Below are 26,429 nucleotides of genomic sequence, written 5' to 3' on the forward strand. Positions count from 1 at the left end.
TGTCGAACTACGTCTTACCCAAAAACAAACGCATGTTACCATAAGTTTCATCTCATTCGTTGGAAACTACTTGACTTAATGAGAAAATTAGGTCTAGGATAAATAACTGAGTTATAATATACTGTATTTATGATACATATACATAAAGATTATTTATATATTAGGTATTTACAATGAATTTATCATTATATTATGAAAATATAATATTTGTAATTATTTGATTTAAAATTATTTATAAGTTACGATTATTTTATATATTTGCCGTAAAATTATCGTAAATGAAGTTTTGGGTTACCTTTTGTTTGATATTGTGGGGTGTTTTTGCATTTGCAAAGAATACTCCGCCTCCTCAAATCAGGTACCTCACCACAGAAATCCAAAAAGGCGAAGGCACTTATACTTTATTGAGAAGGTATAAGCTTTTGGATTGGTCTTGTTCGTTGGAGCAGTTCCACAAGATCAACAAGTTAAAATCAGGAGACCATCTAAGTCTGGGAAAGAAATACAATCTACCTATTGAAATCAAGAAATTTGATGGAAACTCGATTCGGACAAGCTTGGATATCAAGGACTATCAATTGGCGAAGGAAATTGATATATTCAATCAAAATCTTGTGGATCAAAGTCTTAAGAAAGCGATGTATCAGAAAGATAAAGAATTATGGGTTCCAATTCCGATCTTTCATTGTAAGGCGTCAGTCGCACTGACCAAGAATACAAGTAATCCTAAATCAATGCCGGCATCAAAGGAGCCCGACAGTACACAGTTGGTCGCAGATGAGAAACTCGCACCTGAAAACACGGCGATTACTTCCATCACAAAAACTTCCATAGCAGATAAAAAATTGGATTCTAATGATCCAGAAGCCAAGGCAACGAAGGTAAGTAATACGGTGATGAATGTTTCTCTATTTGGTTCAAGATACTCCAACTTTGAAGTTAAATCAGAAGCATTGAAAGACCAGATATTCTATATTGTTCCGGGCCATGGAGGCCCTGATCCCGGCGCCATCGTGAAAAACTACCTCGGCAAGTACACTTTATGTGAGGATGAATATGCGTATGATGTCAGTCTCCGACTGGCAAAAAAATTAATGGAAGAAGGTGCAACCGTGCATATCATAGTGCAAGATAAAAATGATGGAATCCGTGATGAAAAATACCTGGATTGTGACGAAGATGAAATTTGTGCCACAGGATGTCAAATCCCGATAAGTCAAAAGAAAAGGCTGAGACAGGGCATGTCAGAAGTCAATTCGATGTACCGTAAATATAAAAAGAAGGGTTTCGAGAAACAGTGGATGATCTCTATACATATTGATTCTCGCCCGGAAGATGACAGACAAGATGTTTTTTTCTACTACCAGAACAATAGTAAGGTAAGTCAAAAACAAGCAAAGAGAATGCAGGGCACCTTTGCTGATAAATACAAGAAATATCAGGAACGTGATTACAATGGATCTGTATCCACACGTCCACTTTATGTACTCCGTGCATCAGATCCCGAGCCCATTTTTATAGAATTGGCCAATATCAGAAATGAAGAAGATCGCAAAAGAATTCTCGTACCAAGGAATCGTCAGTTATTGGCCGAATGGATGGCTGAAAGTTTTATTGATCGCGATTGATCTATCAACGCTTCACGTCATTCATCAAAGAGTTGATGGCAACCACGAATTTCAGCATCCTGGATACGACCTTCTAAAGTAAAACTCCCATCTTCCAGCATGATACCTAAATCTTCCGTTTGAATAAAAGGACAACTATACAAATTTGCGAGATCCAGGATGTTGATTTGTCCGATTCGACGGTGAGCCACCCGGCCCAAAGGATCATCAATAGGATTAAACTTCAATTTTACAGTATCCGGAACCATAAACCGAAGGTCAAACTCAGCATAACACTGAGACATGAGTTCTGTCATACCATATTCTGAGCAAAGCCTGGCTTGCGGGAGCATGGTTTTCAAACTTGCGAATAAATCTGCTTTGGCAAGTTCTCTTCCACTCCTCTTCATCCCCCCAGTTTCGATCAAAATGCCATCCCAGTTTTGAGAAGCGGCTTTACTTGCAAGATCTAACAATGCAAAACTTACTCCAAACAGCACATCATTCTCATGAGGAGAATCCGAATTCAAATAATCAATGATTTCTGAAGCATGGGAAAAATAAACTGTACCTTTTTTGTGCGTACATTTTCCCAAAGCATTCACCATGTCTATCAAAGAAGAATCAGGTCTATCTGTATAAGATGGCAAGTAAGCGTAAATGTTTAAGTCTGATAATGGGCGAAAATACTGTTCAAAAAGTCGAACCGCATTGCTTCTATACCAATGTAATGAATGAACAAAATGACGAGACCGATCCTCTCCTGTTGTACCACTGGATTTGAAAATAAACTCAGTTTCGAGTCCAGACAGAGCAATTTCATGCGACCTAAAAAATCGAATGGGCAAGTAGGGTATTTCATCAAGAAGCCTAACATTTGCCGGATTTTTACGAATCAGGTCGCAGTATTGTCTGTAAACCATATTGTGATCATAATGAATTGAAAATAATTCCAGAGCCAAGGGTTCTAATCCTGACGGGATCACTCCGTCAAGAATGATAGATTGAATTTCCTCCAATCTCCTTACCGAAATATTCATCTGGCTTGTCTCAAAAAATAGAATATGACCAAAAATAAAATACAAATCACCAAGAGTAAAAAAACAATAGCATAAATGCTCCAAATTTCTTTGGTAGTTTGCGCTGTACTTTTTTTAGGGTCAACTGAAATTTCAACCTCAGGCTTTTCCTTTAACTCAGGAGAGTTCAACTGTTGGATCAATTTCCATTTCTTGGTAAATTCGAGGTCAGTCCTTAATTTCTCTTCAACATACAGTTTTTCTTCTACTGTGCAACTGTCCGATGCATACTTCCACAATAATGTTATATCCTTTGGTTCAAATGCCATGTTATTAAAAGTCGAAATTTCCCTGATTCGTTTGGATCAGGATTTGTGTGTTTCCATGAGATTCCTCTACTCTACCAATGATTTTTGCCTCTATTTCAAACGATTTTGCTATTTCAATCATATCAGGGGCTGCCTGGGAAGAAGTGTACACTTCCATGCGATGTCCCATGTTATATATTTCGTACATCTCACTTAAATCGTAATTCGCTTTTTGCTGAATCCAAGCGAACAAAGGGGGTAGATCAAACAATTGGTCTTTGATAATCTTTACATTTCTTGCAAATTTTTTCACTTTCGTTTGGCCTCCTCCCGTACAGTGAATAAATGCTGCAATATCTTTCTTACGGGTTTCAATAATCTTGCTTATCATAGGTAAATAGCATCGCGTTGGAGATGTCAACAAATCCCCTACTTCGAATTGTCCAAAAGCACTTTTTATTTTATCTGACAATTTGAAATCCCCTGAATAGATTGCATCATAAGGAGACTGAGGGCTATATGTTTCAGGAAAATTTTCTGCATAATATTTACTCAACAAATCATGTCTTGCTGCTGTCAGACCATTAGATCCTATTCCACTATTATACTCATTTTCCATGGCACTTTGTCCTGAGGAAGAAAAACCTACGATCACATTGCCCGGAGTGATATTGGGAAGGATGAGATCTTCTCTTTTCATCCTGCAGAATGCGGTAATCCCTACATCAATGGTGCGTACTATGTCCCCAACATCTGCTGTTTCTCCACCGCCATAATGCACTCGGATACCAGCTGATTTAAGAGTATCAAGGAATGTTTTATTCCCTTCTATCACCGCTTCTATAACTTCCGCAGGTATGATGTGTTTGTTGCGACCAATTGTAGAAGATACGATGATATTTTGAGTTGCACCCACACAGGCCAGATCATCCAGATTCATTACAAGAGCATCTTGAGCTAATCTATGCCATACCCCAAGGTCAGCATTCTCCTTCCATCTCAGGTATGCCAGTGCCGTTTTCGTACCTGCGGTATCAGCATGCATGACATTGCAAAATTCGTCATCATTTCCACAGATATCCGGCAAAATCTTACAAAAAGCACCCGGATACAAGCCCTTGTCTAAGGATCGGATTGCCTGATGAACCTCATTCTTTGAGGCCGACACTCCAAGAGAATCATATCTTTTAGACATAATCGCAAAGATAGACCAAATTATCTCTAAAGCTGCGGCTAGTAAAGAATTAAGCAACTCTGTGCTTAAAACTGGATAATAAGATATAGAATGCAAAATGAAATTATACTCTCAAATATCCCTATGGCATTATTCTTGCTGACATTCCCAATCCGGCAGATCATTGGTCGGAGAAAATAAATTTTTATATTTGTTAAAACCAACCGGAATCCCATCACTAGAAGATGGGATTCTTTATTTGGTCCAATTTACTTTCCACTAAATTGTTTTAATTCTCCACTGAGGCAACTATGGACTTTCCATATCATCGTACCAAAGTAACATTTCCTTTTTTGAAATATTTTTTTTCATCGATACACAATACACTAAAGAAATAACCGTAAACATCCGGAGGCAATTCTCTTCCTTCAAACTTACCATCCCAACCTACCGATGGATTGTCAGATTCAAATACTTTCTGACCCCATCGATTATAGATTTCCATATGTACTTCTTTCACAAAATTGCTCTGTATCCTGAATTCATCATTCTTCGAATCACCATTTGGACTAAAAATATTAGGAATATAAACATCCGACTCGTCACAATTTGGACGAATCACGATGACAGTGACATTCGTGGATTCTTCACACCCATCTTCATTTGTGGCTTTTACGGTGTACACAGTTGAAAACTTTGGCTTGGCTATAGGATCGGTGCAAGTACTGCAACTCAAATCATAATCTATCACCCAAACGTAATCTTTATAACCGCGATTTACATGCAGGACGGTGGATTGTGACAGGAAAATGGTATCATCTTCTGCATAAGCTTCCAAAGGTGGTTCAAACCTGCTGATATTTACTTGAAAGCTGTCGCGATATGCACACCCGTACTCATTCACAAAATCTATATAATAAATCGTTGTATCAATAGGCTTTACAATCACACGCTCACTGTTCGGGTTATTGACAATACTTCCCGGGCTCCAGTTCACTTTATACTGATGAGAATTTTCAGGAATAAATTGAATAAACCCATCAGTTCCAGGACAGAGCCTGTCTTTGCCTTCTATGCGATATTTAGTATCAACCGGGATAACCCTAAATGAATCAAGCTCTGAACATCCATATATATCCGTAGCAATGGAATAAACGAACATGGAGTCATTGATTTCTTTTTCTAAGGTATATCCTGTACCGATCAAAAGACCAACCTCATCGACCCATTCAATCTTCGCCAATACATTTGTTTTAGCTTGTAGAACGATCTGATGAGAATAACATAGAACAGTATCATCATTGATTCTCAAGTCGATATCAGGAGGTACATAAACCGTGACCTTTCTATCAATATAGCAATCCGGTATACTCGGATCAGTTATCCTGACATCATATGTTCTCGTTTTCATACCAGAAGAAAGAGGATTAGGAATATTGGGATCATTCAACCCTTCATCCGGAGACCAGGTATATGTAAATTTCGGGTCTGGATTTGGATTGAGGTAAACTGGTGTACCCTGGCAGCTAAGTACTGTATCATTCAACGAGAGCATAATGAAACCCACATTTACAGTATCTTTAATCTGATTGAAGCATTCAGCTTGAACTGATAATGTCACGATATATATTCCGGTTTTATTATAAAAATGGATTGGATCTTTTTCATTAGAAGTAGTTTGATCTCCAAAATCCCAAGTGTAATTTCCAGCTTCACTTTTATTGACAAAACTGACCAAGGTATTGTCACAATTTTTCAACACTTCGTAATCTACTTTCGGTTTGCAAATTATACTTACTGGGACAGTATCTTTTGTCGTACACAAATGTTGATTTTGCGCTGTGATGGCAAAATCCTGACTGTGGCAAGAAGATAAACTGGCTATTACTTTTGAACTCCCTTGTCCTGAAAGGATCAAAGACTCAGGCTGCCAAGTGAACACCAGCTGGTGTTCAGGCCTTTCATTTTTAAGTTCCAGTTCAAACGTATCTTGCTCACAAAATTTATAATCGTTTCGCGAAGATTTGAATTTCACTTTTTCATTGTATACAGTTATACTATCTCCGCCTGGACAATTCGCTCCACTTTTCCCTCGAACATAAAAAATCATACTATCATTTACAATCGAAGTCAGGGAGAAATCACCTCTCTTGATCACATTTGCAAATGTCGGATCATTGGACCACTCGATGGTCTGGACTACACCACCAATAGCAAGTAGTCTTGAGGTGTCAGAACAAATAATCTGGTCGCCTGAAATGTCTATGTCTAGCAGGGTCGATACTTTCACCAATACTGAATCATACTCCGTACAATTTCCATCTGTGATGGTTAAATAATAGGTCGTAGTCTGCATTGGAGATGCAAGCGGATCCGGGCAATTATCGCAAGACAAAGAAGATGATGGCGCCCAGGTATATTGAAATCTATTGTCAGGACTATTTATCAAGCGTGTAGACTCGCCAATACAAATTGGAATAATCGGACCAATAAAATTTGGCTTTAGACGGTTGAATCTCAGTAGTTTTGTTATTGTATCCAGACAACCGCCCTCTGATGTGATGATCAAAGTCACTGTAGCTAGTCCGGTATCCTGCAAACTAAAAGATGGGCTTGGAATGACAGCTTTGTACTCATTTCCATTTAGCTGAATGCTCCAATCCCAATTTTTAATATTCAACAGAGAGTCAAATGATTTGTCTTTGAAATTTACATCTATAGTTTGATCGCATGAGCCAAAATTGAAATCGAAATCAGCCTTCAGCAAAGTAGAATCATAGAGATAAATGTTTTGGATATTGGTATCGATACAACCTGTTTGTCTGGTTGCTATCAGGGCTACTCTGTACTTTCCAGCTTTTGGATAGGTGATGGTGGTATCCACTACTTTATGTACAATATTATTGGATGGATAATCAAATATCCAGGTATAATCCTTGGCATTCACACTGTTGTTCTTGAATGCAACGGTGAGATTACCTTCACACTTGACATGTGCATCAGGAGAAAACTGTGCGACCGGGTTTGTAGTACATATTCTAACATTGTATTGAAAATCCCTTCTGATCTCACTTAACAACCTACCATTTCGAAATTCGCTCATACACACCCCAACTAAATACTGTCCTGTGACAGTAGGATCCGGGGTACCGGTAAGTAGGCCTGTATTCCTATCAATGGCTAAAGCAGGTGAATTTCCAAGCAGGTTAAATAGTGAATATGGTTGCCTGAACACGATTGTTTTATAAGGTGGACGAGCAGCTACTGTGGGTTTGGAGTTTGAAGTATCTCCTCCCTGGTAGGGTGAGCACAGGCTATAAACGATAGAGTCACCTTCAGCATCGATTGCGGAATGATTGAATACTATAGGTCGATCCCCACAAATATAAATCGGTGGCCAGGCGACAAACTTTGGAGAGCTATTATTATAACGCAAGGCATCTTCCGTAATCCTTAATGTATAAGTTGCTCCGGTGAATTCAGGATCTAAAACATTTGTTAAAGTCTTATTTCTGCAACATCGCTGATACACAAATAGATACCCCCCTGTCAAAAACGGCAACTCTACAGTATCAATATAAGTTGTAGTGTGAACGCATACGTCTCCACCAATTACTTCGCATTCAGTTTTTAGAATTTCATTGAGGGTATCATCATTATTGAATTTTGGTTGTAAAATTCCTTGAAACCCGAGGTAGTTTAATAATTTGCCTTCAGAATTATAAATTGCAATATTTGCAGGATCATCAAACTGTGCCTCAACACTTCCATTGAAGCAATCCCTCCTTAAACTTAATCGAATCTCAAATTTTCGTCCAGAGATATGTCTGTAAGTCATTTCTCCTCCAACAATGTGACTTGCATGAAGATCGGGGGCAGAAAGGACGAATACTATTATTCCAAAGAGATATACCAATATTTTTTTCATACTACTTTCCATTATAATTTTTCACGATCATCAACACCCTTCAATATTTCCAGAATTTCTACACGTCTTTCATATGCTGCTTTCAAATTGTATATGGAATTTCTAACATCTTCGATACTATCGCTCACGTCGGAAGATGCTTGTGACTCCCCAAAAGGAATTTCTTTAATTTTAAGATTTTCAGATTTGATGAACTGATGGAATATTCCTTGTTGATAGTCATCAAATTCGTTTCTAATGGAGGTAACCCGTCGAGAAGAAAGGTGCTGATTGTACTCTGATTTGGCACGAGGAGATGCATATCCTTTCAGAAAAATGTCTATGGAATGTCCTTCCGACATAATGATATATAATTTGTCCATGAATACATTCAACTTTTCTGCATTCTTCCTTACGTTTTGCTCAAAGAAGCTGTCGATTTGAAAAATTGCATTGCTTTTGGCTGGCTCTTTCAACTTATCGGCAAATTCATACATATATCTGCCTTTCTTATCTAAATAATCTCTGTATATTTTAGAAAACAAAACCGATGTAGTGTCTAACTCAGATTTTGGATTTGGAATGTCATTGTCGAAAAATAATTTAATGGGCAACAATTTCCTCAATTCTGCTATAGCAGTCAATTCCAGGAATAAATTCTTGTCTATCACAGCCAATCGGGCAAAATCTGCCGCCAGCAGCTTGACTGTATCTGATTCGTACTTCGGTTTAGATGCAATAATAGAATAATTATGCCCTCTTAAAATTCCAAAATCAAAGAAATTAGAATCAAGGCTTGTCTTTTCACTCACGACAATATTATTCATCAAATCGACTACTTTAACTTGCACCCCTTTCAATGCGATATTTGTTGTTTTTTCAAAAGTATGTGCATTCAATATTTTCTTTTCTACCAGATAAAGCTGCTTTGTTATTGGATTAAAATTTGGTAAATCCATCGTTGAAACGACCACACTGTCACCGAGATAATTGTTCTTTAGAGCTACTATTTTGTATTTTCTACCTTCAATCAAAGGGAGTCTATGGATATATTTATCTGGTAATTCGCTGATTTTAAAGACTTGGGTATCTTCTGTGATGTCATAGATGATCACTTTAGCACCATTGATACCAGTACTATCATATGAATCGAGAGTATAAGCGAGCAGGTCAATAGTTGCCGGCGTGACATCCATTTTATAGATATCGTAGCAACAAGCTTTAAAATCAGGATCGAGATATGATGAACCCGGGCGATTGGAGGAAAAAAATGCTTTTTTCTCTCCACCATCTGATTTAAAATACAAATCATCATAGCTGGAATTTACTGAAGCACCCAGATTTATAATACGCAAAGAATCTTTTCCTATCGTAGAATACCTGAATATATCCTGTCCACCATATCCAGGATGACCGTTGCTGCTAAAAAACAAACTGCGCGTTTTCTCATTATAAAAAGGTGAATACTCATCAAATATCGTGTTTATCCAGTTTATATTTTCTGGAACTGAACTTGTACCGTCAGCTTTAATCAGTACTGAATATATATCAAATCCTCCTTTGCCTCCTTTTCTGTCAGAAGCAAAATAAAGTCTGGTCATTTGAGTTGTACTGTCCCATACCGGAAAAGGTTGTGTATTGCTAGCTCCAACAACATTGACTTCTACAGGTAACTTTGCTTCCGGTCCCCATCCAGAAGCGATCTTCTGTTTTCTATATATCTCACATCGCAACTTGGTTGAATTTTCTTCATATTCGCATTTCGTAAAATAAAATTGTTTTTTATCTAAGGTAAATGCAGGATGCGCAGTGTGAATCGTACTATCGACCGGCACCGATGAAGGAGCCATGAGTTTTAAATTGTGCTCATCATAAACTCTGATATGGCCTTTATCTTTTTTCGGAAATTCCTTTTTGTTTGAATATTTTTTACTCATTGAAACGAAGTAAAGCTGTCCATTGACAGACATTGGCCCAAATTCGTTCTCAGGCGTATTAATACCATCATATTCTACTCTGGATGATTTGACAAGGGGGTTTGTAAGTTGTTGGTTTTCTTTAGCCCATTTCAACTGTTTGATCCTCTCTTGAGCTTTTTGCACAAATTCAGGATCTTCAACCTGACCGATCACCTTTGTAAAATATTGGTGAGCTTCACCATACTTTCCTTGAGCATATAGAATTTCTCCAATAAAATAGTTTACTTGCGGGACTGCCTCAGAATAGTTCGAATTCGCAACCATTTTGAAATGTAGTTCAGCCTTTGGATAAGCATTGATAGCAAGTGCCGCTTCTCCTGCCAGATAATGCAGACTATCTACGTCTTTACCATATTGGAGTGCCGACTCACAATAAACCAGAGCACTATAATAGTCTTGCTTGTCAAATGCCTCAGCAATAATCTCCTGATATTGTCTGTACGATTGTGCATTTCCCTGCACAAAGGATACCAGAAGAATTAATGAAAATATATTTTTGAGCACAGATTCTGAATTTGGGATTAATAAATTGGACATTTTTTGTAAAATCCTAAAGGTTTCACACTTTTGAAAATATATCGCACAACAATTTCTGAACCTCCTCTTTGATCAGTTGCAGTTTTGAATGATGACTGATTGAAATCGTAACTTCCAGATACCATCCAATTGTTGTACTCAATCGCAAGTGTAGGATAGTACGCATCTTCCATCCTCAACCCACAACCTACCAGAATATTGAATAAAGATCCGGGTTTTCGGTTCACATAAAGACGAAGTAAAGCGGAAAGATTTGTTTCTTCATATTTCTCCTGAGTTTGGTGTTGTCCGTGGAAGATGATATCTAGAATAGGGAAAACGGGTAGCTGAACTGCAGCTTGATACGCTTGGCGGATGGGCAACTTAGAATCAATAGTGTTAGACCCATAGAACGCCTGGTCCGGCTTGTTCAGATGGTAAAATCCCGCCCCAAGGTGAATTCTAGTTCTAGTTTTATATTTATAAGAATAGAGGGCTCCTGCCCCGAGATCAAAATAGAAACTACCAACGTTCTCAAACGATTCCTGAGGGCTCAAGGTAGGGTCATAGCGCTCACCGTCCCACTGCAAATCCCATCTCAATTTTTCATCTTGAAATCTTCTTTGACTTATAGAAGGCATGATACCAAGGCCAAACTGGTGTTTTGTTCCAATAGAATACATATAGTTGATACCACCGCTCAACTTTGCTAAATTGAGCTTACTATCGCCGGCCTGATCATAATCAATGCCGATACCCCAGCCAATATAAGAGCTGCTATGTTTAACAAAAAACTTGCTATCAAAGAGCAGACTTGCGGTCAAATAATTTACAGGTACTGTGCGCCATTGTTGTCTTCCATTGACATACACTCGATGATCGCCATCAAAAAATCCTAAAAAAGCAGGATTTTGGCTTTGAGGATGATGATAAAACTGAGAATAATGCAAATCCTGGGCTTTGAGGGCAAAACCTAAGACAATAAATGTACAGCAAATAATATTTTTAAACATTATTCAAATTTATAAAGACTAAACAAAGTTGATTGTAAAATTCGGCGGGATCCTGAATTCACGAGGGAGAATTCTAATCAGGCGCAAGATATTTCAAATATTTCGAAATATCATATACATTATTTTTTTTTTACAAAATTATGGAATTTAATTTCAAATAACATTTCCAAATAATTCATATTTCATTGATTATCTGATACTTAATTTATAAAAAGGAAATTTATATAATTTTGATTATTTTCGTAATAAAAAATAGAATATGAAGTTGCGTACAACAAATAACAGCATCAGATTAAGGCTGAATAAAGATGATGTAGAAACAATGAGAACACAAAATTGTCTCTGTTGCACGATACTTTTTCCCGGCGAAATAGCTAGTTCTTTCAGCTATTCTCTCATCGCTACGGATGAACTTGAGATCAGCATGAATTATCTGACCAATCACCTCAGGGTTTATGCTCCTACAACTGTATTGAGCAAATGGTATGGAGAGGAAGAAGTTGGATTTTCAACAGAAATATTCACCTCTAGTGGGGACAGATTCAAAATACTCGTAGAAAAGGACTTCCAGTGTCTATCCCCTCGTGCCGAAGACGAGAGCAGGATGTTTCCCAATCCGAATAAACATTGTTAGATGACGACATTCGAAACGACAGTAAGTCAAGTACGGGCTGAGGTTCAGCTCATCCAGGATCAGATTGCCATTGAAGAGCCTTTAGAAATCATTTGCAGGTATCTTGATTCGGGAAAATGGATCTCACAGACCATTGGTATATTGATGCGCACACCCGGCGATGATGAGAGATTATGTCTAGGGTATATGTACTCTGAAGGTATTATCCGATCTGCACAGGATATCGACAAGATCGATTCACACCCGCGATACACGGATGAAGACATTTGTGTAGACAGCATCTATGTGCAATTCACAACGCATTATCGGTGGGACAAAAGTCGGCTGGATCGGAAAACCGTATCAGGGAGCAGTTGTGGGATATGCGGGCATCAATCGATAGATCATTTATTTGTTCAATATCCTTACACTTTCAAAAAGGATCACCCAACTGTATCCTCAGAATACATACGAAGTTTGCCGGATTTAATGAAAAAACACCAACTCATGTTTAAAGAAACTGGTGGAGTCCATGCCTGCGGGTTATACAGTTCCGAGGGTAAATTGATTCACATATCGGAAGATATCGGTCGGCACAATGCATTGGATAAATTGATAGGCTTCTTACTGGAAAATCCTTCCGTCCATCCCAGAGATTACATCGTCGTCTTAAGTGGAAGAGCCGGGTTTGAAATGGTCCAAAAAACTTTAGCTATAGGAATCCCCGTAATCCTTGCTGTTGGAGCGCCTACTTCTCTTGCCGTCCAAATGTCCAGAAACTTTAGCCAAACCCTATGTGGATTTGTGCGAAAAGAGTCGTTCAATATCTACTCAGCACCAGAGCGCATCGTGTTTTGAAAGCGATATTACTCTGTGGTGGAAAGGGCAGCAGGATAGGTATTTATAAGCACTTGTTGATTAAAGAAGGAATGACTGCTGTTTCTTGGTGGCAAAAGCTATTTCAATCCCTGCAAATTGATTTTCGAATCGCTTGCAAAGCAAGTCATGGTTTGGATCAAAACCGATTTCCATTGCTCCTAGAAGAAGAGAGTGCTCATGCGCCGTTGCACGGAATAGTCAACGCAATATCTAATTTTCCGAATGAAGCTCTTCTGGTAGTTGCTGTTGATCTACTTTATTGCAGTCCAAAAGATATTGTGATTTTAATACAGGAAAACAACCCCGACTTTCCTGCGATATGTTATGAGGATACTCAGGCTTCGCTGAGATTTCCTCTATTGACCCTTTATCAACCTCAAATATTTCATGAACTCAGACATGAATTGATAGCAGGCAACCAATCTGCTAGAAATGTGCTCTCAAGATCAAATGCAAAATGTATTGATACCGCAAGCTCTAAAATCCTTCAAGGCATCAATACCATCAGTGAATACCAAAGCTATGTATTTCAGGAAAAGTCCAGATGGTAACTTTATCATTCCTGAGTTCAAATGAATCCAGAACCGGCTCCAAAAGCGAAGGTCGAACTACGATAATAACTCGTCTGTCATCGTCGGTTGCTGCAGTTTGCAATGGCTCATATAATAGAGGATAAAATCCTTGTCGGTCTAACTCCAGTGGCCCCCATTCATCTATGATGGTCCAGGTGTTGGTCTGTAAAGAAGAAGCTGCATGCCTCGCTGCTATTTCAAAAGACTGCTTGGCAAAGGTGTACATTCCGATAGAAATACTATCAACTCCTGCAGCAGGTCTTGAAAATGGCAGATACATACCACTTTTTAAAAGTTGGAAAAAACGAATAACTCCAATGTCGGGAGAAATCACTCCATCCGCATCCGTTTTGTGCATAAATTTTGAGCCCAGCCAACTGGTTTTTCCGGATTTTTTATCTCCGGTTAAAAAAATCAAACTCATTTTATTCCAGTGCTAAAACCATGACAATCGTACCCAATATAAATTGATAAATCCGTTCTAAAAATCTATATTTTGCAGAAATTAACCAGTTGTAAGTAACCACTTTTTTTATTCTTGGAAAAATATCCAAGACATCGTCCACCTTGGCCTGATAACTCGGCATTTTCTTATACAAATATTTCTTAATCAATCCTGTAAGGAGAGGCCCAATGATATAGTACCAAAGAAAAATTATACTGATCACTCTCAACAGATAAAACAGAACATCTTTTTGTCGAAAACCCATCCATACCAATCCAGTAACTACAATACAAATCATTAAAATCGGAAATATAAAATTTCTGCGCTGGGATTTTGGAACAGTGTCCAAATCATTCACAACATCCAATTGCAAAGTGCGATTAGCAAATAAATGCCTCTGCAAATCATTTAATATCCGGAATGTCAACCATGCCCATAATATTGCCCCAACAAGGTATATGCTGAGATAGAGTAATATCATCAGTTTGACAGAAAGGAATCCTGCAGATGAAAACACGCTTTTTTGTACCCATTCTATAAATGATTGAACAGAATGCCAGAAAGTAAATCCACCGACCAAAGTCAAAACAATAAGTTTTTGGAAAGCAGATTGCAGAATAGCGATGACAAATCCAGCAAATAATGCAAAGCGATTCAATCCAAATAACTTTACGATAGCATATAAAGCTAATGCCTGAAATGTGACAGCAAAATATGCTGTGGGAGACGTATGAGGGCTTAGAACCATCTTCACTAACAATACAATCATTAACGAAGTAAAAATGAATTTCTTATTCTTACCGCTGTAATGAAGAATCAAGGTGATCAACAATAGTGCGAATCCGGCAATGATTAATCCGGTGAAGGGAAATTGTAAAGCATGCAATATCCCTCCTAAACCACTTTCTATAAAAGCCCACAATGCAGTCAGTCGGTACAATATTTTATCCCTATGTTCAGGAGATTTTTCCACAGCTTCACATTTAATTCTTGTCGGAATCAGTAATGGGTGACTGCGATTGGATTTGCTTTCCAAAATGCTGGACAAAATCCGAAAAATCTCGGTACAACATTTCATTACCTGTGGCTTTCTTATAAATTTCTGCCATAGCACTCAAACTGTGATACATAAACTGATCCATTTCCTGAATTTGCATTTCGTTGGTCCACAAATCCAGTTTAAAGGTGTCCCTACTTTCCTTGTCAAACAATGAAATCAAAACAGCTTTCACTTCTCGTCCTGTTGCAACACCTTGATCATTGGTTTGCCAGATGATGTTCTGTGGTATTTGGTCTTCATTCAGCTGAACCTCAATATTAATTTGGGCTTTTCTTTCCATTTCTACTTCACTTTTTAACTATAACTTTATAAATCTCACAGGACGATCCGGCCCATACACCCAGTGCTCCGTCCACATTGCCATTAATTCTGATATATGATGAAAAAGGACCTTGCCTCTGTTTGCTAACTTCTAATGTATTCCAAAAATCATATTGGCTCTGATCTATTAAACACCATTTGACCGCAACTGTATCACCCAGTTTCCAAAGTCCGGTGGTCTCATCAAATTCTTCATTTGCCCCAAGCGCACGATTAAGTGTAAATTTGAATTCCTGACCATTAAAAAAAGCATCATCTACCACAGAACTCACACCTGCAACAAATCTTGAATTGGAAACTTGAGTAAAATAACGGTAAAAATTATTTATCGGAGGATCCTTGATGTAACAAAACATCTGAACAAATGAATCAGGCGGATTTCCGGGAGCTTTTTCAAACCATATACTATCCAGCGGCACATAATCAGGTATAATCACCGATGCATGTGCATATCTACTTCCGGCATACGCATGAAATCGATATTCCTTTTGTCTTTCGGGGTCAATCAAATTTTGTAAATCAGCATAGATACAAAAATCAATGGTAACAGAATCAATTGAATAACCCAAACTTTTCAACACTTCTACTCTAACTGGCTCAGGCAAATCTGAAAGACAGAGCTGCTGTAGTTGTATGCTATCCGATCCGTAAGCTACAAAAACTGTAGCCCCTTTCACAAATTTGCTTTCTATCGTATTCAATCCTATAGTATCAGAAAATGAATAAGATTCCGTAAGGATCGCATAAACCGGTGTCGAACCGGAAGCAGAAGATTCTATATAAGCCTCTACTACCAATGAGGGTGGATGGTTCAAATCAGGAGGCGTCACCACTTCTTCACATGATGCAAGGCCGATCATAAATAGGATGCTATAGATCCAAGATGTTTTCAATCCCCCAAAATTTATTTTATTCTCCAATAGAAATTCCATGTTACTGCCGGTATGATTGTAAATATTGATACATTGACGGACTTCGCGACGATTCGACCTTTCAAATAATCGGATTCAAAATCTGTATAACTAAAAAATGGATTCTTCCTGTTATAGACATTGTATACAGAAAATGCCCATGTAGAATAATATTTTTCCGAATTCTTACTCTCATTAGAATACACAGCAGAAAAATCCAATCTGTGATATGATTTTAGTCTCTCGCTGTTGCGTAAACCATATTCGATCTGTGGTTCATTTTGTATGATAAATACACTTCGGATGGGAGTATATGCGCGTCCTGTGGCATACACAAAATTCGCTGAGAGTTGCCATTTTTTATTCAGTTGGTATTGCCCTACAACGACGAGGTCATGCGGTCTGTCATAACTGGTTCTGAATATTCGCCCGTTTTCAATCTCATCGAATTTTCTTTCAGATCTGGACAAAGTATAACCAATCCAACCTGATATGTTGCCAACATTTTTTTGCAATAAAAATTCAATTCCATAAGCTTTCCCTTTTCCGGCGACAAATTCATTTTCCAACTCATCAGAAAAATTGTCTACATAGCTATCGCGGTAGTCCAACTGATTAGCAAGATCTTTGAAATACGTCTCCACAGAAAAATCCAAATCCCAAGCATTGAATCTTGTATAATATCCCAATGTATATTGCCATGCGATTTGAGGTTTTACTACTGCAGAACTCGGCACCCATACATCATTTGGAAGTGTTGAATTAGAACTGCTCACCAGATGAACATATTGCGCTGCTCTGCTCACTCCTGCTTTAAGCGCTGAATTGGAATTTATTTTGCGATTTACGATCAGTCTGGGCTCCGGCTCAAAATACATTTTAGCAATCTCATTCCTCCCAAATACTTCTCCACTTTCTTGAGAGGTATAAGGACCAACTTGTATAAAGTTACTCAACCTCATTCCGAGATTCACCCGCCACCATGAAGACACATGCCAATCATCAGACAAGAAAATTTCGTTCTCGTGACCATACTTAGGATCAAATCCTGAATTAAAATCGGTCTCCCCATTCGTGCCTGTGACTACGTTGGGAGACAACTTGTGCCAAGTATAGCGAAATCCGGATCTGACAGTATGTTTTGAATTGGGATAATACTCTGCTTGAGCTTTTGCGACATAATCAATCACACCTGAATTTACTGCAAATTTAAAATCGTCCTGTCCTCCAGCAATCTTGAAAGAGTAATTGTTTGAGATCAATGAAGTATTAAAAAATAATTTATCACTGACAATATGATTCCATCTCAATGTCAGAGTTGTATTGCCATATGGCAATCTAATATCAAAATCACGGTCATTGTCAGCAAAACTGAATACGTCTCTTCCAAAATAACCACTAAAAAAAACTCTATCTTTTTTTCCAAGAATATAATTTGCTTTGGCATTAAAATCGTGAAAGAAATAATTGGTTCCTTTGAACTTTGTTTTGTTGATAAAAGGCTGGGCAAGGTCAAGTGCATAGGTTCGCCTACCGGAAAAAATTACTGAGCATTTATTCTTCAAAATAGGCCCCTGTACGGTTAGTCTGGAAGCAATCAAACCGATACCTCCTTCCACTGTCCAATGGTTCATATTTCCATCTTTCATCTGCACGTCTATGACCGAGGAAATCCTACTTCCATACTCAGCGGGCATATTGCCCTTTATCAAGGTAGTATTTTTGATTGCATCTGAATTGAACACACTAAAGAAACCCAATAGATGCCCTGTATTGTAAACCACAGCTTCGTCCAACAATACCAGATTCTGATCAGGTCCGCCGCCTCTTACATAGAGCGCAGAAGAGCCCTCTGTAGCAGAAGAAACCCCTGGCAAAAGCTGCAATATTTTGAGCATATCCACCTCTCCCATGAGAGTGGGCAATTTTTTTACCTTGTCCATCTTTAGTTCTATGGTTCCCATTTGTGTGGATTCAATATCTTTCTTTTTCTCCTCGTCACTGATGACAATTTCTTCCATCAATATTCCGGGTGAAAGAGTTACAGGTAGTTCCTGGTCTACCAGAAAATCCTGCTTAAGCTCAAATGATTCATATCCGATATAGGAATACACCAAAGTATAGGAACCAGGGGGAAAACTCAGGGAATAAAATCCGTATGGATTTGATACTGTCCCTAAAGAGGGATTCTCTTTGATATAAATATTGACCCCGATCAGAGTTTCATGCGTGGATTTTTCTTTGATATATCCACTGACGGTGATGTTTTTTTTTTGCGAAAATGCCGTGACAAAACACATACACCCCAACCACAATGCTAAAGCTACTTTCATCGACTGTTTGGAACAAAACAATATAAAATAAGTTGAGCCCGGAAATGCTATCTGTATCCTTTGTACGGGCCATTACAAATTCTCATGAGCTCTAGGATAAGCTTGGAAACTTGTGAAATTTAAGTCGTTGAACCTGAACGATCATCAACTGCTGATCTGCTCCAATTTTAATGGCTTGAGCTGATATCCTTGTCTCTTCAATAAAGCCAACATACCATACTTGCCAAATAAATGTGCTGCACCTACTGCTGCAAAACTGACCCGGTCAAGTTGCATTTTGCTGCTAAGGAATTCTGTCATTAGCTTATTCCTATTGTAAATCATAACATTTTTGGAGCTGCCGAGTCCTTTCCTTGAGCTCTTGTATAAACTTCTGATATCCTGACGCATATACGCTTTGAAAAGCGAATTCAATTTTCGCTTGGACGATATCGGATTTTTGAGGAACAAATACAAATCTCTCCACTGCTTTTCTAAAGGGATGGCCTTTAGCACTCCAAAATGTTCTGACATGGATTCAAGACCGCCACATTCTTTACCAAGTGCTTTTGCTTGAGTCCATAATGCCTGATCCATTGCTTCGTGCCTTCCCAGTGACAGGAATCCCATTTGCAAATGGTGTAAAATAAGGTAAGGGTATGTATTTCCCATTGGCTCCAAGTCGACATTGAATATTTCTTCAGCCAAGTGCACCACTTTTTCCCATTCTTTAGCCCCGGCAATCTGACTGATATTCTGACCATTCTCCAACATTAACAAATGACGAATATCCTCTTCCCTAAGCGTGCTCAGGTCCACTTCAGCAAAAAAAGAAGAACATTGTTGGAGGTATGGTAAGATCTGACTACACAACAGTGATGACTCATGATGGGCTACATGCATGCTACCGAAAATGTAAGCTCGCAACTGCCCAGAGTGACAACAAGAGTAAAGCAGAGAAGTAATCCGATCCAGTAAAAACGTATTTTATGGGCTACTAATCTAAATCTACACCGTCTGGATGTATGGGTAGCGCATTTGAACTCTTCACTGTCGACAGACACATCAAAGTTTTCAGTCTTTCCACCTCTTCAATCTGGGATAGCTGTTTGAAGAGCAAATATTCATAACTCGCTATGTTTTTGCATACTACGCGTAACATAATATCAGCATCACCTGTAATCACGAAACACTCTATGACTTCGTCTATTTTGTTGATTCTCTCAACAAAGTTTTCCAAAGCTTTTGCCTTGTTCCAAGCAATGTTAACCAAAACGAAAGTGCTGATAGTCAAATCCACTTTTTGAGGATTCACCTTAGCATGATAGCTTTGGATTACTCCTGAGTGTTCCAGTTTTTTGACCCTTTCGAGAGTTGGTGCCGGAGATAAGCCGATTTTTTTGGAAAGCTCCAGATTGGTAATTTTGGAGTTACTTTGAAGCAAATTCAAAATTTTGACGTCGGTTTTATCTAATTTTTCAGACATAGCTATAGATTTTAATTTTGTGGACAATGCTTATAACCCACAAAATTAGAATATTATTCTGAATTTTGAATAAATAATTAAATAAAGATAAAATAATCTTTTATTTCTTCGGATCTATGCAGGCAGAAGCTATTTCCTATGGGAAAATGCCGAGATTGTTGTAGTCGTTTTGGATTTTTTCAAGAGCAACGACAAATGCTGCACTTCTTAAACCATCGATGTCTTTTTTGGTCTTGAAAGTTTCCCAAATCTCCTGGAAGGAGGTTACCATTGTCTCTTCGAGTCCTGACCTCACCAGGTCGATCTCGTCAGCACCACGAGTCAAATATTCTCTCTCGCGATCGCCGATCGTCTTACCTGTAGCTTTCTGGACGTAATCTACGATATTGGCATAAGCATTGGAGTCAAAACGCTTCTCCATCCTACCGAATCGCATATGGCTCAAGTTTTTTAACCATTCAAAATAAGATACTGTCACTCCTCCTGCATTCAAGAACATATCAGGTACGATGATCAAACCTGCTTTCTGAAGGATTTCTGCTGCATCAGCAGAAACCGGTCCATTGGCAGCTTCACCTATGATTTTAGCTTTGATTCGCTTCGCATTATCTCCCGTAATTTGGTTTTCCAAAGCAGCTTTTCTTCATCGCATCATCCGTCATGCACAATTCTCGCAAACCATAATATACACCTCGTCCGGTGGCCTCATTTCTGCCTTGAATACCATTTTGGTTGACAGGCTTACCTGTCACGCATCCTGCTGCATCGATTTCTCCACCTTTGAAAGTTAAATAGGTATCAAGAATCCAAGCCATCTCCCTTGTACCTGTACCGTAATCCGGAGCAGGGACGTCAATACCAGGGCCGATGAAATTCTTTCGGATCAGTTCTGTAGTATATCTCCTGGTGATTTTCTCAAGAGCCTCTTCAGTGTATTCCCGCGGATTGATTTTAACGCCTCCTTTTGCTCCTCCAAAAGGGACGTCAACTATTGCACATTTGTAAGTCATCAATGCCGCCAAAGCTTCCACTTCTTCTTTATTGACATGAATGCTGTAACGAATACCTCCCTTTGTGGGAAGTCTATGGTGACTGTGCTGGGCACGATAGGCCTCAATCACGTGTATCTCATTTCCTATCCGGACCGGAAAGTGCATCTCATAAACTGCATTACAAACTTTAATTTGCCTGAGCAAGCCGGCAGGTATATTTGTATACTTTGCCGCTTTGTCAAAATTCATGTGCACACTATCCAAAAAAGAAACTTCCTTTCCCTTACTCATGATTTGAATTATTTTCTAATTTATTAATCTTTCGTTCGATATACCACAAAAAACCAATCAACCCCAAGAAAACAATAAAAACAACCCCAAAAACCACATAGATTTTGCCCGTAGATCTAAGAAAATCCAAAGACATTAAAAGTGGTATCAAAAACATCCTGAATGTGGTTTAAAATTCATTGCCCTAAAGGATTTCAAGCATTTTTGCGACGCGAAATTGAGGTTATTTCCTCTAATAACGAAATATTTTTCAGTTTTCTTCTTCTTTATACAATTGTAATCTCTTGACTCTATAGTGCAGTAAAGCTATCCAAACTGCGAGCAGCATGAAACCAAGTACTGCAGGATAAAATACCAGTCTCAGTGAATTATCCATGTCATCTTGGCCGAAAGCAGGATTACCGCCATTACCAGGATGCAAACTGGACGTCAGACGTGGAAGGATAAAAACCATTGGAATCACACAAACCAATGCCAGAATCGCATATGCCGAACTTATCGTTGCCCTTTCTACTCTACCTGGAATGGCCATACGCAAAATCAGATAAGCAAAATAAATCAATAATGTGAGCGCTGACATATTGAGCTTAATATCCCGGGTCCACCAACTTCCCCAGGTAAACTTTGCCCAAATCGACCCAGTGATCAAGCCCAAAATGCCAAAGACGATAGCCACCTCAATCAGAGAACTCGCCAAAATATCATATTCCAACTTTCGCAAATACAAATATGAAATGGACGCGATCACCGACAATGAAAGCAACAAAAACATCGAAAACCACATCGGCACATGGAAAAATGTATTCCTTATAGTTTCATAAAGAATGTTCCTGTAAGGAAAGTAATATACACTACTTTGATAATGGAACATGCCCGGAAGCAGCTTTTGCCAAGCAGCCGATCTAAAGTTTTCTACAAGGGAGTCGGTGACTTCAGATCCCTTTCTCAAAACCAGTTTAGAAGGAAGTATCATTACTCCCTCTTGTACATTGTCCAAAACGACACTAAGGCTAGTCACATCAAGCTTGTCCGGCATTGGAGCCGGCAATCTGCCTGTAAGAGTCAGTTCATTTTCACTGTGAATCAAGATTTCTTCGACTTGATAGAATAAAGTATCGTCGTAAAGTAAGAAAGCTTTCAAGTGGCCTTGGCCAGATTTCAGTTTACTATTGTACAATTCAATGTCCAATGAGTATGCTTTGCCACTCCAAAGCACAAGTGGGTGGCAGTCAACTATCCCAGGCTTCAAAGGAGTCAACAATCCTCTGATCAAGACGTAGCTCAACAATAATACGCTCGCTATTTTCCACCATGATTTTCTCATGAACCGATACACACCAATTATCAAACCTGATTTATTCAGCTCAGCCATGCTTCCACATTAGAGGTACCACAAAAAGGATCATTGCCAGATTGAACAAGTCAACCGCCATCAGCATAGATCCAAGTGTAAACATTTTACTCCATGCTCCACCATCAGCCAACACCAAGGTTGCGGCGTAGGCCAGTCCAACTATGGGAAAGCAGAGGGGTAAGCTAAGGATCATCTGCAGATGGCCATTTTGAGATGCCAGATAGGAAAAAAATGAACCCACCACACTGATCGAGCACATCCCCAACGCAGTCAGAAGACAGATCCATAGCCAATGCCATGACAGCAAACTATTCATTGGAATCAACAGTTGAAATATAAAAAATATAACCAATTGCAATATGAAATAAACGAAGCTGAGAAAAAGAATTTTAGCGACCAAATAACGAAGTGGACTAATCAATTGAAATAAGTACAAGCGATTTCGAAGCAAATCTTCTTCAATAGAATTTTTGCCTAAAAAAAGCATCAGGAACATAGATGTCAACCAATAATACATGCACCAATGAGTACTTTGTAAGCTTCCGGAATATAAGTACAAAAGAAATACAATACTGATCACAAATAACAAAACGGAAGCAATAGATTGAAAATGTTTCCATTCATATTTCCACTCCTTGAGCAAGAGGGCTATGGTCTTTGAACGGGAATTCAATTTCCCCTTTTGGCTGTTGTCGAGCCGGTCCGACATTACTCGCTAAGGCTGATCACACCAAGAGATTTTCCTATTTTGATGAAAGCGCTAATGGCTTTGTCCAGATGTTCGCGTTCGTGGGCAGCAGACAGCTGTACACGTATTCTTGCTTTCCCTTGAGGTACTACAGGATAGAAAAATCCGATCACATAGATGCCTTCTTTCAAGAGTTCCGCAGCAAACTGTTGTGCCAATGCAGCTTCATACAACATGACAGGAACTATCGGATGCTCACCGGGGACGATTTTGAATCCCGCTTCTGTCATCTTTTGTCTGAAATACTTGGTATTCTCTTCCAGCCTGTCTCTCAATCTTGTTGAGGATCCTAGCAATTCCATGACTTTGATAGAAGCCCCCACTATGGATGGAGCGAGGGAATTTGAAAACAGATAAGGTCTCGACCTTTGCCTCAACAGCTCGACTATTTCTCTACGACCTGAAGTAAACCCGCCTGAAGCACCTCCCAAGGCCTTTCCTAAAGTTCCGGTGATAATGTCAATTCTACCGATAACGCCTTTCATCTCGTGACTGCCTCGTCCTGTTTTACCCAGAAAACCGCTGGCATGGCACTCATCAATCATCACCAATGCCTCATATCGGTCAGCCAGATCACAAATCTTGTCTAACTGTGCGATAGTGCCATCCATACTAAAAGCTCCATCTGTTACGATGATCTTACGTCTCGCCTGAGCGGCATCAGCCTCCTGAAGTTTTTGTTCAAGAGAGCCCATGTCATTGTGCGAATATCGATATCTCATCGCTTTGCATAACCGAACACCATCAATGATCGAGGCATGATTCAGTTCGTCTGAAATAATTGCATCCTGTTCGCCAAATAAGGGTTCAAAAACACCGCCATTGGCATCAAAGGCAGCTGCGTACAAAATGGTATCCTCAGTACCCAGAAACTCCGAAAGTTTGCTTTCCAATGTTTTGTGAATGTCCTGAGTCCCACAAATAAATCGTACAGACGACATCCCAAAACCATGTGTATCTATAGTTTCTTTTGCCGCCTTTACTACTTCAGGATGAGAGGACAAACCGAGATAGTTGTTGGCGCAAAAATTGAGGACTTTGCCACCTTCCACCGTGTCAATTTCGGCAGCTTGAGCCGAAGTGATCGTCCTCTCTCTTTTGAACAAGCCTTCAGATTTGATTTTGTCCAACTCAGCTTGAAGTTGCTTTTGAAAATCTCCGTACATATCACTGCATATTATCCGACAAAAGTATTCAATTCCTTATAACTATGATAGTTAAAAGCCAGCACATTACAAGCAACCGGATGCAGTATTCCATGGAAAAGGGCAATCAAGTGGGGTTTCCAGATCCTGACAGGATAAAAATGCCTGGTGATATTCGCAAATACCTGATGGCCAAATTGCGGATGAAAACAAAGCATTTTTGCCGCAATGATGAAGCCATTGTCTAATTACATGAATTAGTAAAAAGCACAAATTCCATTTGTCTTACTATGCTAAAAAAATATGGCTTGCTTAAGATATACCTTATGTGTCATTCTAGAAATAGCAGATGAAGCAATCAGAACTTAGTTCAGTCTTTAAAATTACCGGATCTCACCCAGTATGCAAAGTTCGAAATTAGTCAATGCCTTAAATCGAATATTATCCAAAAAAATGTCTAAATTATCTCGATAATATTTAAATATTCGCCATATGAACATCAAATCAACTTTAAAATGAACCTTTAACCAATTTATATGCATATAATTCACAGTTGAAATCCGAGCTCAAGTAGTTTCACAATATTAAGGTTTTCCCCAAATCCAATTTAAAGCTAGAGACCAATTATTGAGATTAAGGATAATCAATTTAATTATGTTGACTTCGCAGGTATGCTTCCTGGAAAGAATCACCCGAATTAGACTTTGAAATATTTTTTTAAATTAATGAGGATAACTTTTTGTAAATTTTGAATCGAATGAATAATAATTTGATTCAAAGTTCAAATCTTTATACTAATGCAATACGAATAAATTCAATATCAGGCCCTGCAAAATAGTCCTTAGAAAGATTTGCAAAAAAACTCGAGATTCAACAAAATGACCTTGATAAAAATGGGGCTAAGATAAGTTTGCCTTTACCTGAAAAGTATATATTCCAAAATGGTCCACTTATTTTTAGACTTTTGAAAGATTCATTTAATTTAATATATGATTTTAGTGGCATGTCAAGTCAGATGAAAATCACGAGTGTCATATTTGAAAATCAGGTAAATAGCATCCATTTTCTAGGAATCAGTCCACAATAACATGCTCTAAGCATTCGTTATAAAACTATTACATCCGATACAAGAGTAAAGTTCCTTCAAAGAGATAAACAATTCTATCCCAAAAACAATATCAATTTTATGAGAAATTTACTGCTAAAATGAATATAATCTACGCAAACATGAAATCTATACAAATAAGTTTATTTGCAATTGCTTTCCTTCTTTTCAGTTCTTTGGGATGCAATAAAAATAAGGACTGCATCATTGATGATCAGATACAAGGAGAATGGGTCTGGTTGAAATCAGTGGGTGGGATTGGTGGCTGGACATTAACACCTGAAAGTGAGAATATCACCAGAAAACTGATCATTACTGATAATATTTATAGAGAATACGTTAATGACTCCCTGGTTTATGAAAAAAAATTTGTGTCCGGAATTTCGAAAGACAAGCTCATTGACACAGACGTGAGAAAATATATCCAATTTGAATCCGGGGAAAAACTTGCCACAAAAATTAAAGATTCAGATCTTGAATTAATAGAACAATGCATAGATTGTTTCAAATATTACTATACAAAAAAGTAGAACTTTATTAACCGCCGCCCTAGTCCTTGCTATCAAAGCCAGAAGGTATATGATTGAAAATCGCGTTATCCAGCTTAGAAAAAATTACAGTCAAACAAATGAAAGCTATATCCAACTTTGCGAAATATGAAAATTTTTAATT

22 protein-coding genes and 1 pseudogene are annotated in these 26,429 nt (G+C 38.5%); 6 read left to right on the forward strand and 17 right to left on the reverse strand.

The window, feature by feature from the left end:
• Positions 1 to 278: 278 nt before the first annotated feature.
• On the forward strand, positions 279 to 1,628 hold the full coding sequence (locus IPI99_12060) for an N-acetylmuramoyl-L-alanine amidase (GenBank protein MBK7341249.1): 1,350 nt from the start codon (positions 279 to 281) through the stop codon (positions 1,626 to 1,628).
• Between the two features lie 17 nt (positions 1,629 to 1,645).
• On the opposite strand, the gene IPI99_12065 is transcribed toward IPI99_12060, so the two are convergent.
• The 6 genes from IPI99_12065 to IPI99_12090 all read right to left on the reverse strand — a co-directional run bounded on the left by IPI99_12065 (position 1,646) and on the right by IPI99_12090 (position 11,523).
• Positions 1,646 to 2,647, reverse strand: a complete 1,002-nt coding sequence (locus IPI99_12065) for an acyl transferase (protein ID MBK7341250.1) — start codon at positions 2,645 to 2,647, stop codon at positions 1,646 to 1,648.
• Positions 2,644 to 2,955 carry a hypothetical protein gene (locus tag IPI99_12070; protein ID MBK7341251.1) on the reverse strand — a complete coding sequence of 104 codons (312 nt, stop codon included), beginning with the start codon at positions 2,953 to 2,955 and terminating at the stop codon, positions 2,644 to 2,646. The genes IPI99_12065 and IPI99_12070 overlap by 4 nt, the downstream gene beginning before the upstream one ends.
• Before the next feature lie 4 nt (positions 2,956 to 2,959).
• Positions 2,960 to 4,132, reverse strand: a complete 1,173-nt coding sequence (locus tag IPI99_12075) for a phosphoribosylformylglycinamidine cyclo-ligase (protein MBK7341252.1) — start codon at positions 4,130 to 4,132, stop codon at positions 2,960 to 2,962.
• Positions 4,133 to 4,433: 301 nt separating this feature from the next.
• A complete protein-coding gene (locus IPI99_12080; protein ID MBK7341253.1) occupies positions 4,434 to 8,036 on the reverse strand; it encodes a gliding motility-associated C-terminal domain-containing protein in 3,603 nt (1,200 codons plus the stop codon).
• Positions 8,037 to 8,047: 11 nt separating this feature from the next.
• Positions 8,048 to 10,531 (reverse strand): hypothetical protein, encoded by a 2,484-nt coding sequence (locus IPI99_12085; protein MBK7341254.1) that lies wholly within the window; start codon positions 10,529 to 10,531, stop codon positions 8,048 to 8,050.
• The gene (locus tag IPI99_12090; protein MBK7341255.1) at positions 10,516 to 11,523 is read right to left on the reverse strand and encodes a PorP/SprF family type IX secretion system membrane protein; all 1,008 of its coding nucleotides are present in this window, start codon (positions 11,521 to 11,523) and stop codon (positions 10,516 to 10,518) included. The genes IPI99_12085 and IPI99_12090 overlap by 16 nt, the downstream gene beginning before the upstream one ends.
• Positions 11,524 to 11,782: 259 nt before the next feature.
• Between IPI99_12090 and IPI99_12095 the strand changes: the two genes are divergently transcribed.
• From IPI99_12095 to IPI99_12105, 3 genes are read left to right on the forward strand one after another with little or no spacing between them, the layout of a single operon-like run.
• Entirely contained in the window at positions 11,783 to 12,157 is a 375-nt protein-coding gene (locus IPI99_12095; GenBank protein MBK7341256.1) for a hypothetical protein, read from the forward strand.
• A complete protein-coding gene (gene fdhD, locus IPI99_12100; GenBank protein ID MBK7341257.1) occupies positions 12,158 to 12,994 on the forward strand; it encodes a formate dehydrogenase accessory sulfurtransferase FdhD in 837 nt (278 codons plus the stop codon).
• Positions 12,991 to 13,566 carry an NTP transferase domain-containing protein gene (locus IPI99_12105; GenBank protein ID MBK7341258.1) on the forward strand — a complete coding sequence of 192 codons (576 nt, stop codon included), beginning with the start codon at positions 12,991 to 12,993 and terminating at the stop codon, positions 13,564 to 13,566. The genes fdhD and IPI99_12105 overlap by 4 nt, the downstream gene beginning before the upstream one ends.
• Here IPI99_12105 and IPI99_12110 read toward each other — a convergent pair.
• The 11 genes and pseudogenes from IPI99_12110 to kbl all read right to left on the reverse strand — a co-directional run bounded on the left by IPI99_12110 (position 13,520) and on the right by kbl (position 24,673).
• The gene (locus tag IPI99_12110; GenBank protein MBK7341259.1) at positions 13,520 to 14,011 is read right to left on the reverse strand and encodes a hypothetical protein; all 492 of its coding nucleotides are present in this window, start codon (positions 14,009 to 14,011) and stop codon (positions 13,520 to 13,522) included. The genes IPI99_12105 and IPI99_12110 overlap by 47 nt on opposite strands.
• A gap of 1 nt (position 14,012) precedes the next feature.
• On the reverse strand, positions 14,013 to 15,005 hold the full coding sequence (locus tag IPI99_12115) for a hypothetical protein (GenBank protein MBK7341260.1): 993 nt from the start codon (positions 15,003 to 15,005) through the stop codon (positions 14,013 to 14,015).
• Positions 15,006 to 15,015: 10 nt separating this feature from the next.
• Positions 15,016 to 15,372 carry a gliding motility protein GldC gene (locus IPI99_12120; GenBank protein ID MBK7341261.1) on the reverse strand — a complete coding sequence of 119 codons (357 nt, stop codon included), beginning with the start codon at positions 15,370 to 15,372 and terminating at the stop codon, positions 15,016 to 15,018.
• Between the two features lie 7 nt (positions 15,373 to 15,379).
• On the reverse strand, positions 15,380 to 16,306 hold the full coding sequence (locus tag IPI99_12125; protein MBK7341262.1) for a DUF4249 domain-containing protein: 927 nt from the start codon (positions 16,304 to 16,306) through the stop codon (positions 15,380 to 15,382).
• Between the two features lie 11 nt (positions 16,307 to 16,317).
• Complete coding sequence (locus IPI99_12130; protein ID MBK7341263.1) at positions 16,318 to 18,657, reverse strand: TonB-dependent receptor; 2,340 nt, start codon at positions 18,655 to 18,657, stop codon at positions 16,318 to 16,320.
• Positions 18,658 to 18,801: 144 nt separating this feature from the next.
• Entirely contained in the window at positions 18,802 to 19,539 is a 738-nt protein-coding gene (locus tag IPI99_12135) for a TraB/GumN family protein (GenBank protein ID MBK7341264.1), read from the reverse strand.
• A gap of 94 nt (positions 19,540 to 19,633) precedes the next feature.
• Positions 19,634 to 20,122 carry an Lrp/AsnC family transcriptional regulator gene (locus IPI99_12140; protein MBK7341265.1) on the reverse strand — a complete coding sequence of 163 codons (489 nt, stop codon included), beginning with the start codon at positions 20,120 to 20,122 and terminating at the stop codon, positions 19,634 to 19,636.
• Between the two features lie 136 nt (positions 20,123 to 20,258).
• Positions 20,259 to 21,405: pseudogene (locus tag IPI99_12145) on the reverse strand (Glu/Leu/Phe/Val dehydrogenase).
• Between the two features lie 250 nt (positions 21,406 to 21,655).
• A complete protein-coding gene (ccsA, locus tag IPI99_12150) occupies positions 21,656 to 22,777 on the reverse strand; it encodes a cytochrome c biogenesis protein CcsA (protein MBK7341266.1) in 1,122 nt (373 codons plus the stop codon).
• The gene (locus tag IPI99_12155) at positions 22,770 to 23,432 is read right to left on the reverse strand and encodes a hypothetical protein (GenBank protein ID MBK7341267.1); all 663 of its coding nucleotides are present in this window, start codon (positions 23,430 to 23,432) and stop codon (positions 22,770 to 22,772) included. The genes ccsA and IPI99_12155 overlap by 8 nt, the downstream gene beginning before the upstream one ends.
• 35 nt (positions 23,433 to 23,467) lie before the next feature.
• On the reverse strand, positions 23,468 to 24,673 hold the full coding sequence (gene kbl, locus IPI99_12160; GenBank protein MBK7341268.1) for a glycine C-acetyltransferase: 1,206 nt from the start codon (positions 24,671 to 24,673) through the stop codon (positions 23,468 to 23,470).
• A 44-nt stretch (positions 24,674 to 24,717) separates the two neighbouring features.
• Here kbl and IPI99_12165 point away from each other — a divergent pair, with 44 nt between their 5' ends.
• Both IPI99_12165 and IPI99_12170 read left to right on the forward strand, forming a co-directional pair.
• Positions 24,718 to 24,900 carry a hypothetical protein gene (locus IPI99_12165; protein ID MBK7341269.1) on the forward strand — a complete coding sequence of 61 codons (183 nt, stop codon included), beginning with the start codon at positions 24,718 to 24,720 and terminating at the stop codon, positions 24,898 to 24,900.
• Positions 24,901 to 25,879: 979 nt separating this feature from the next.
• Entirely contained in the window at positions 25,880 to 26,287 is a 408-nt protein-coding gene (locus IPI99_12170; protein MBK7341270.1) for a hypothetical protein, read from the forward strand.
• Positions 26,288 to 26,429 lie beyond the last annotated feature (142 nt).

This window comes from Saprospiraceae bacterium, assembly GCA_016710235.1.
Lineage (GTDB): Bacteria > Bacteroidota > Bacteroidia > Chitinophagales > Saprospiraceae > Vicinibacter.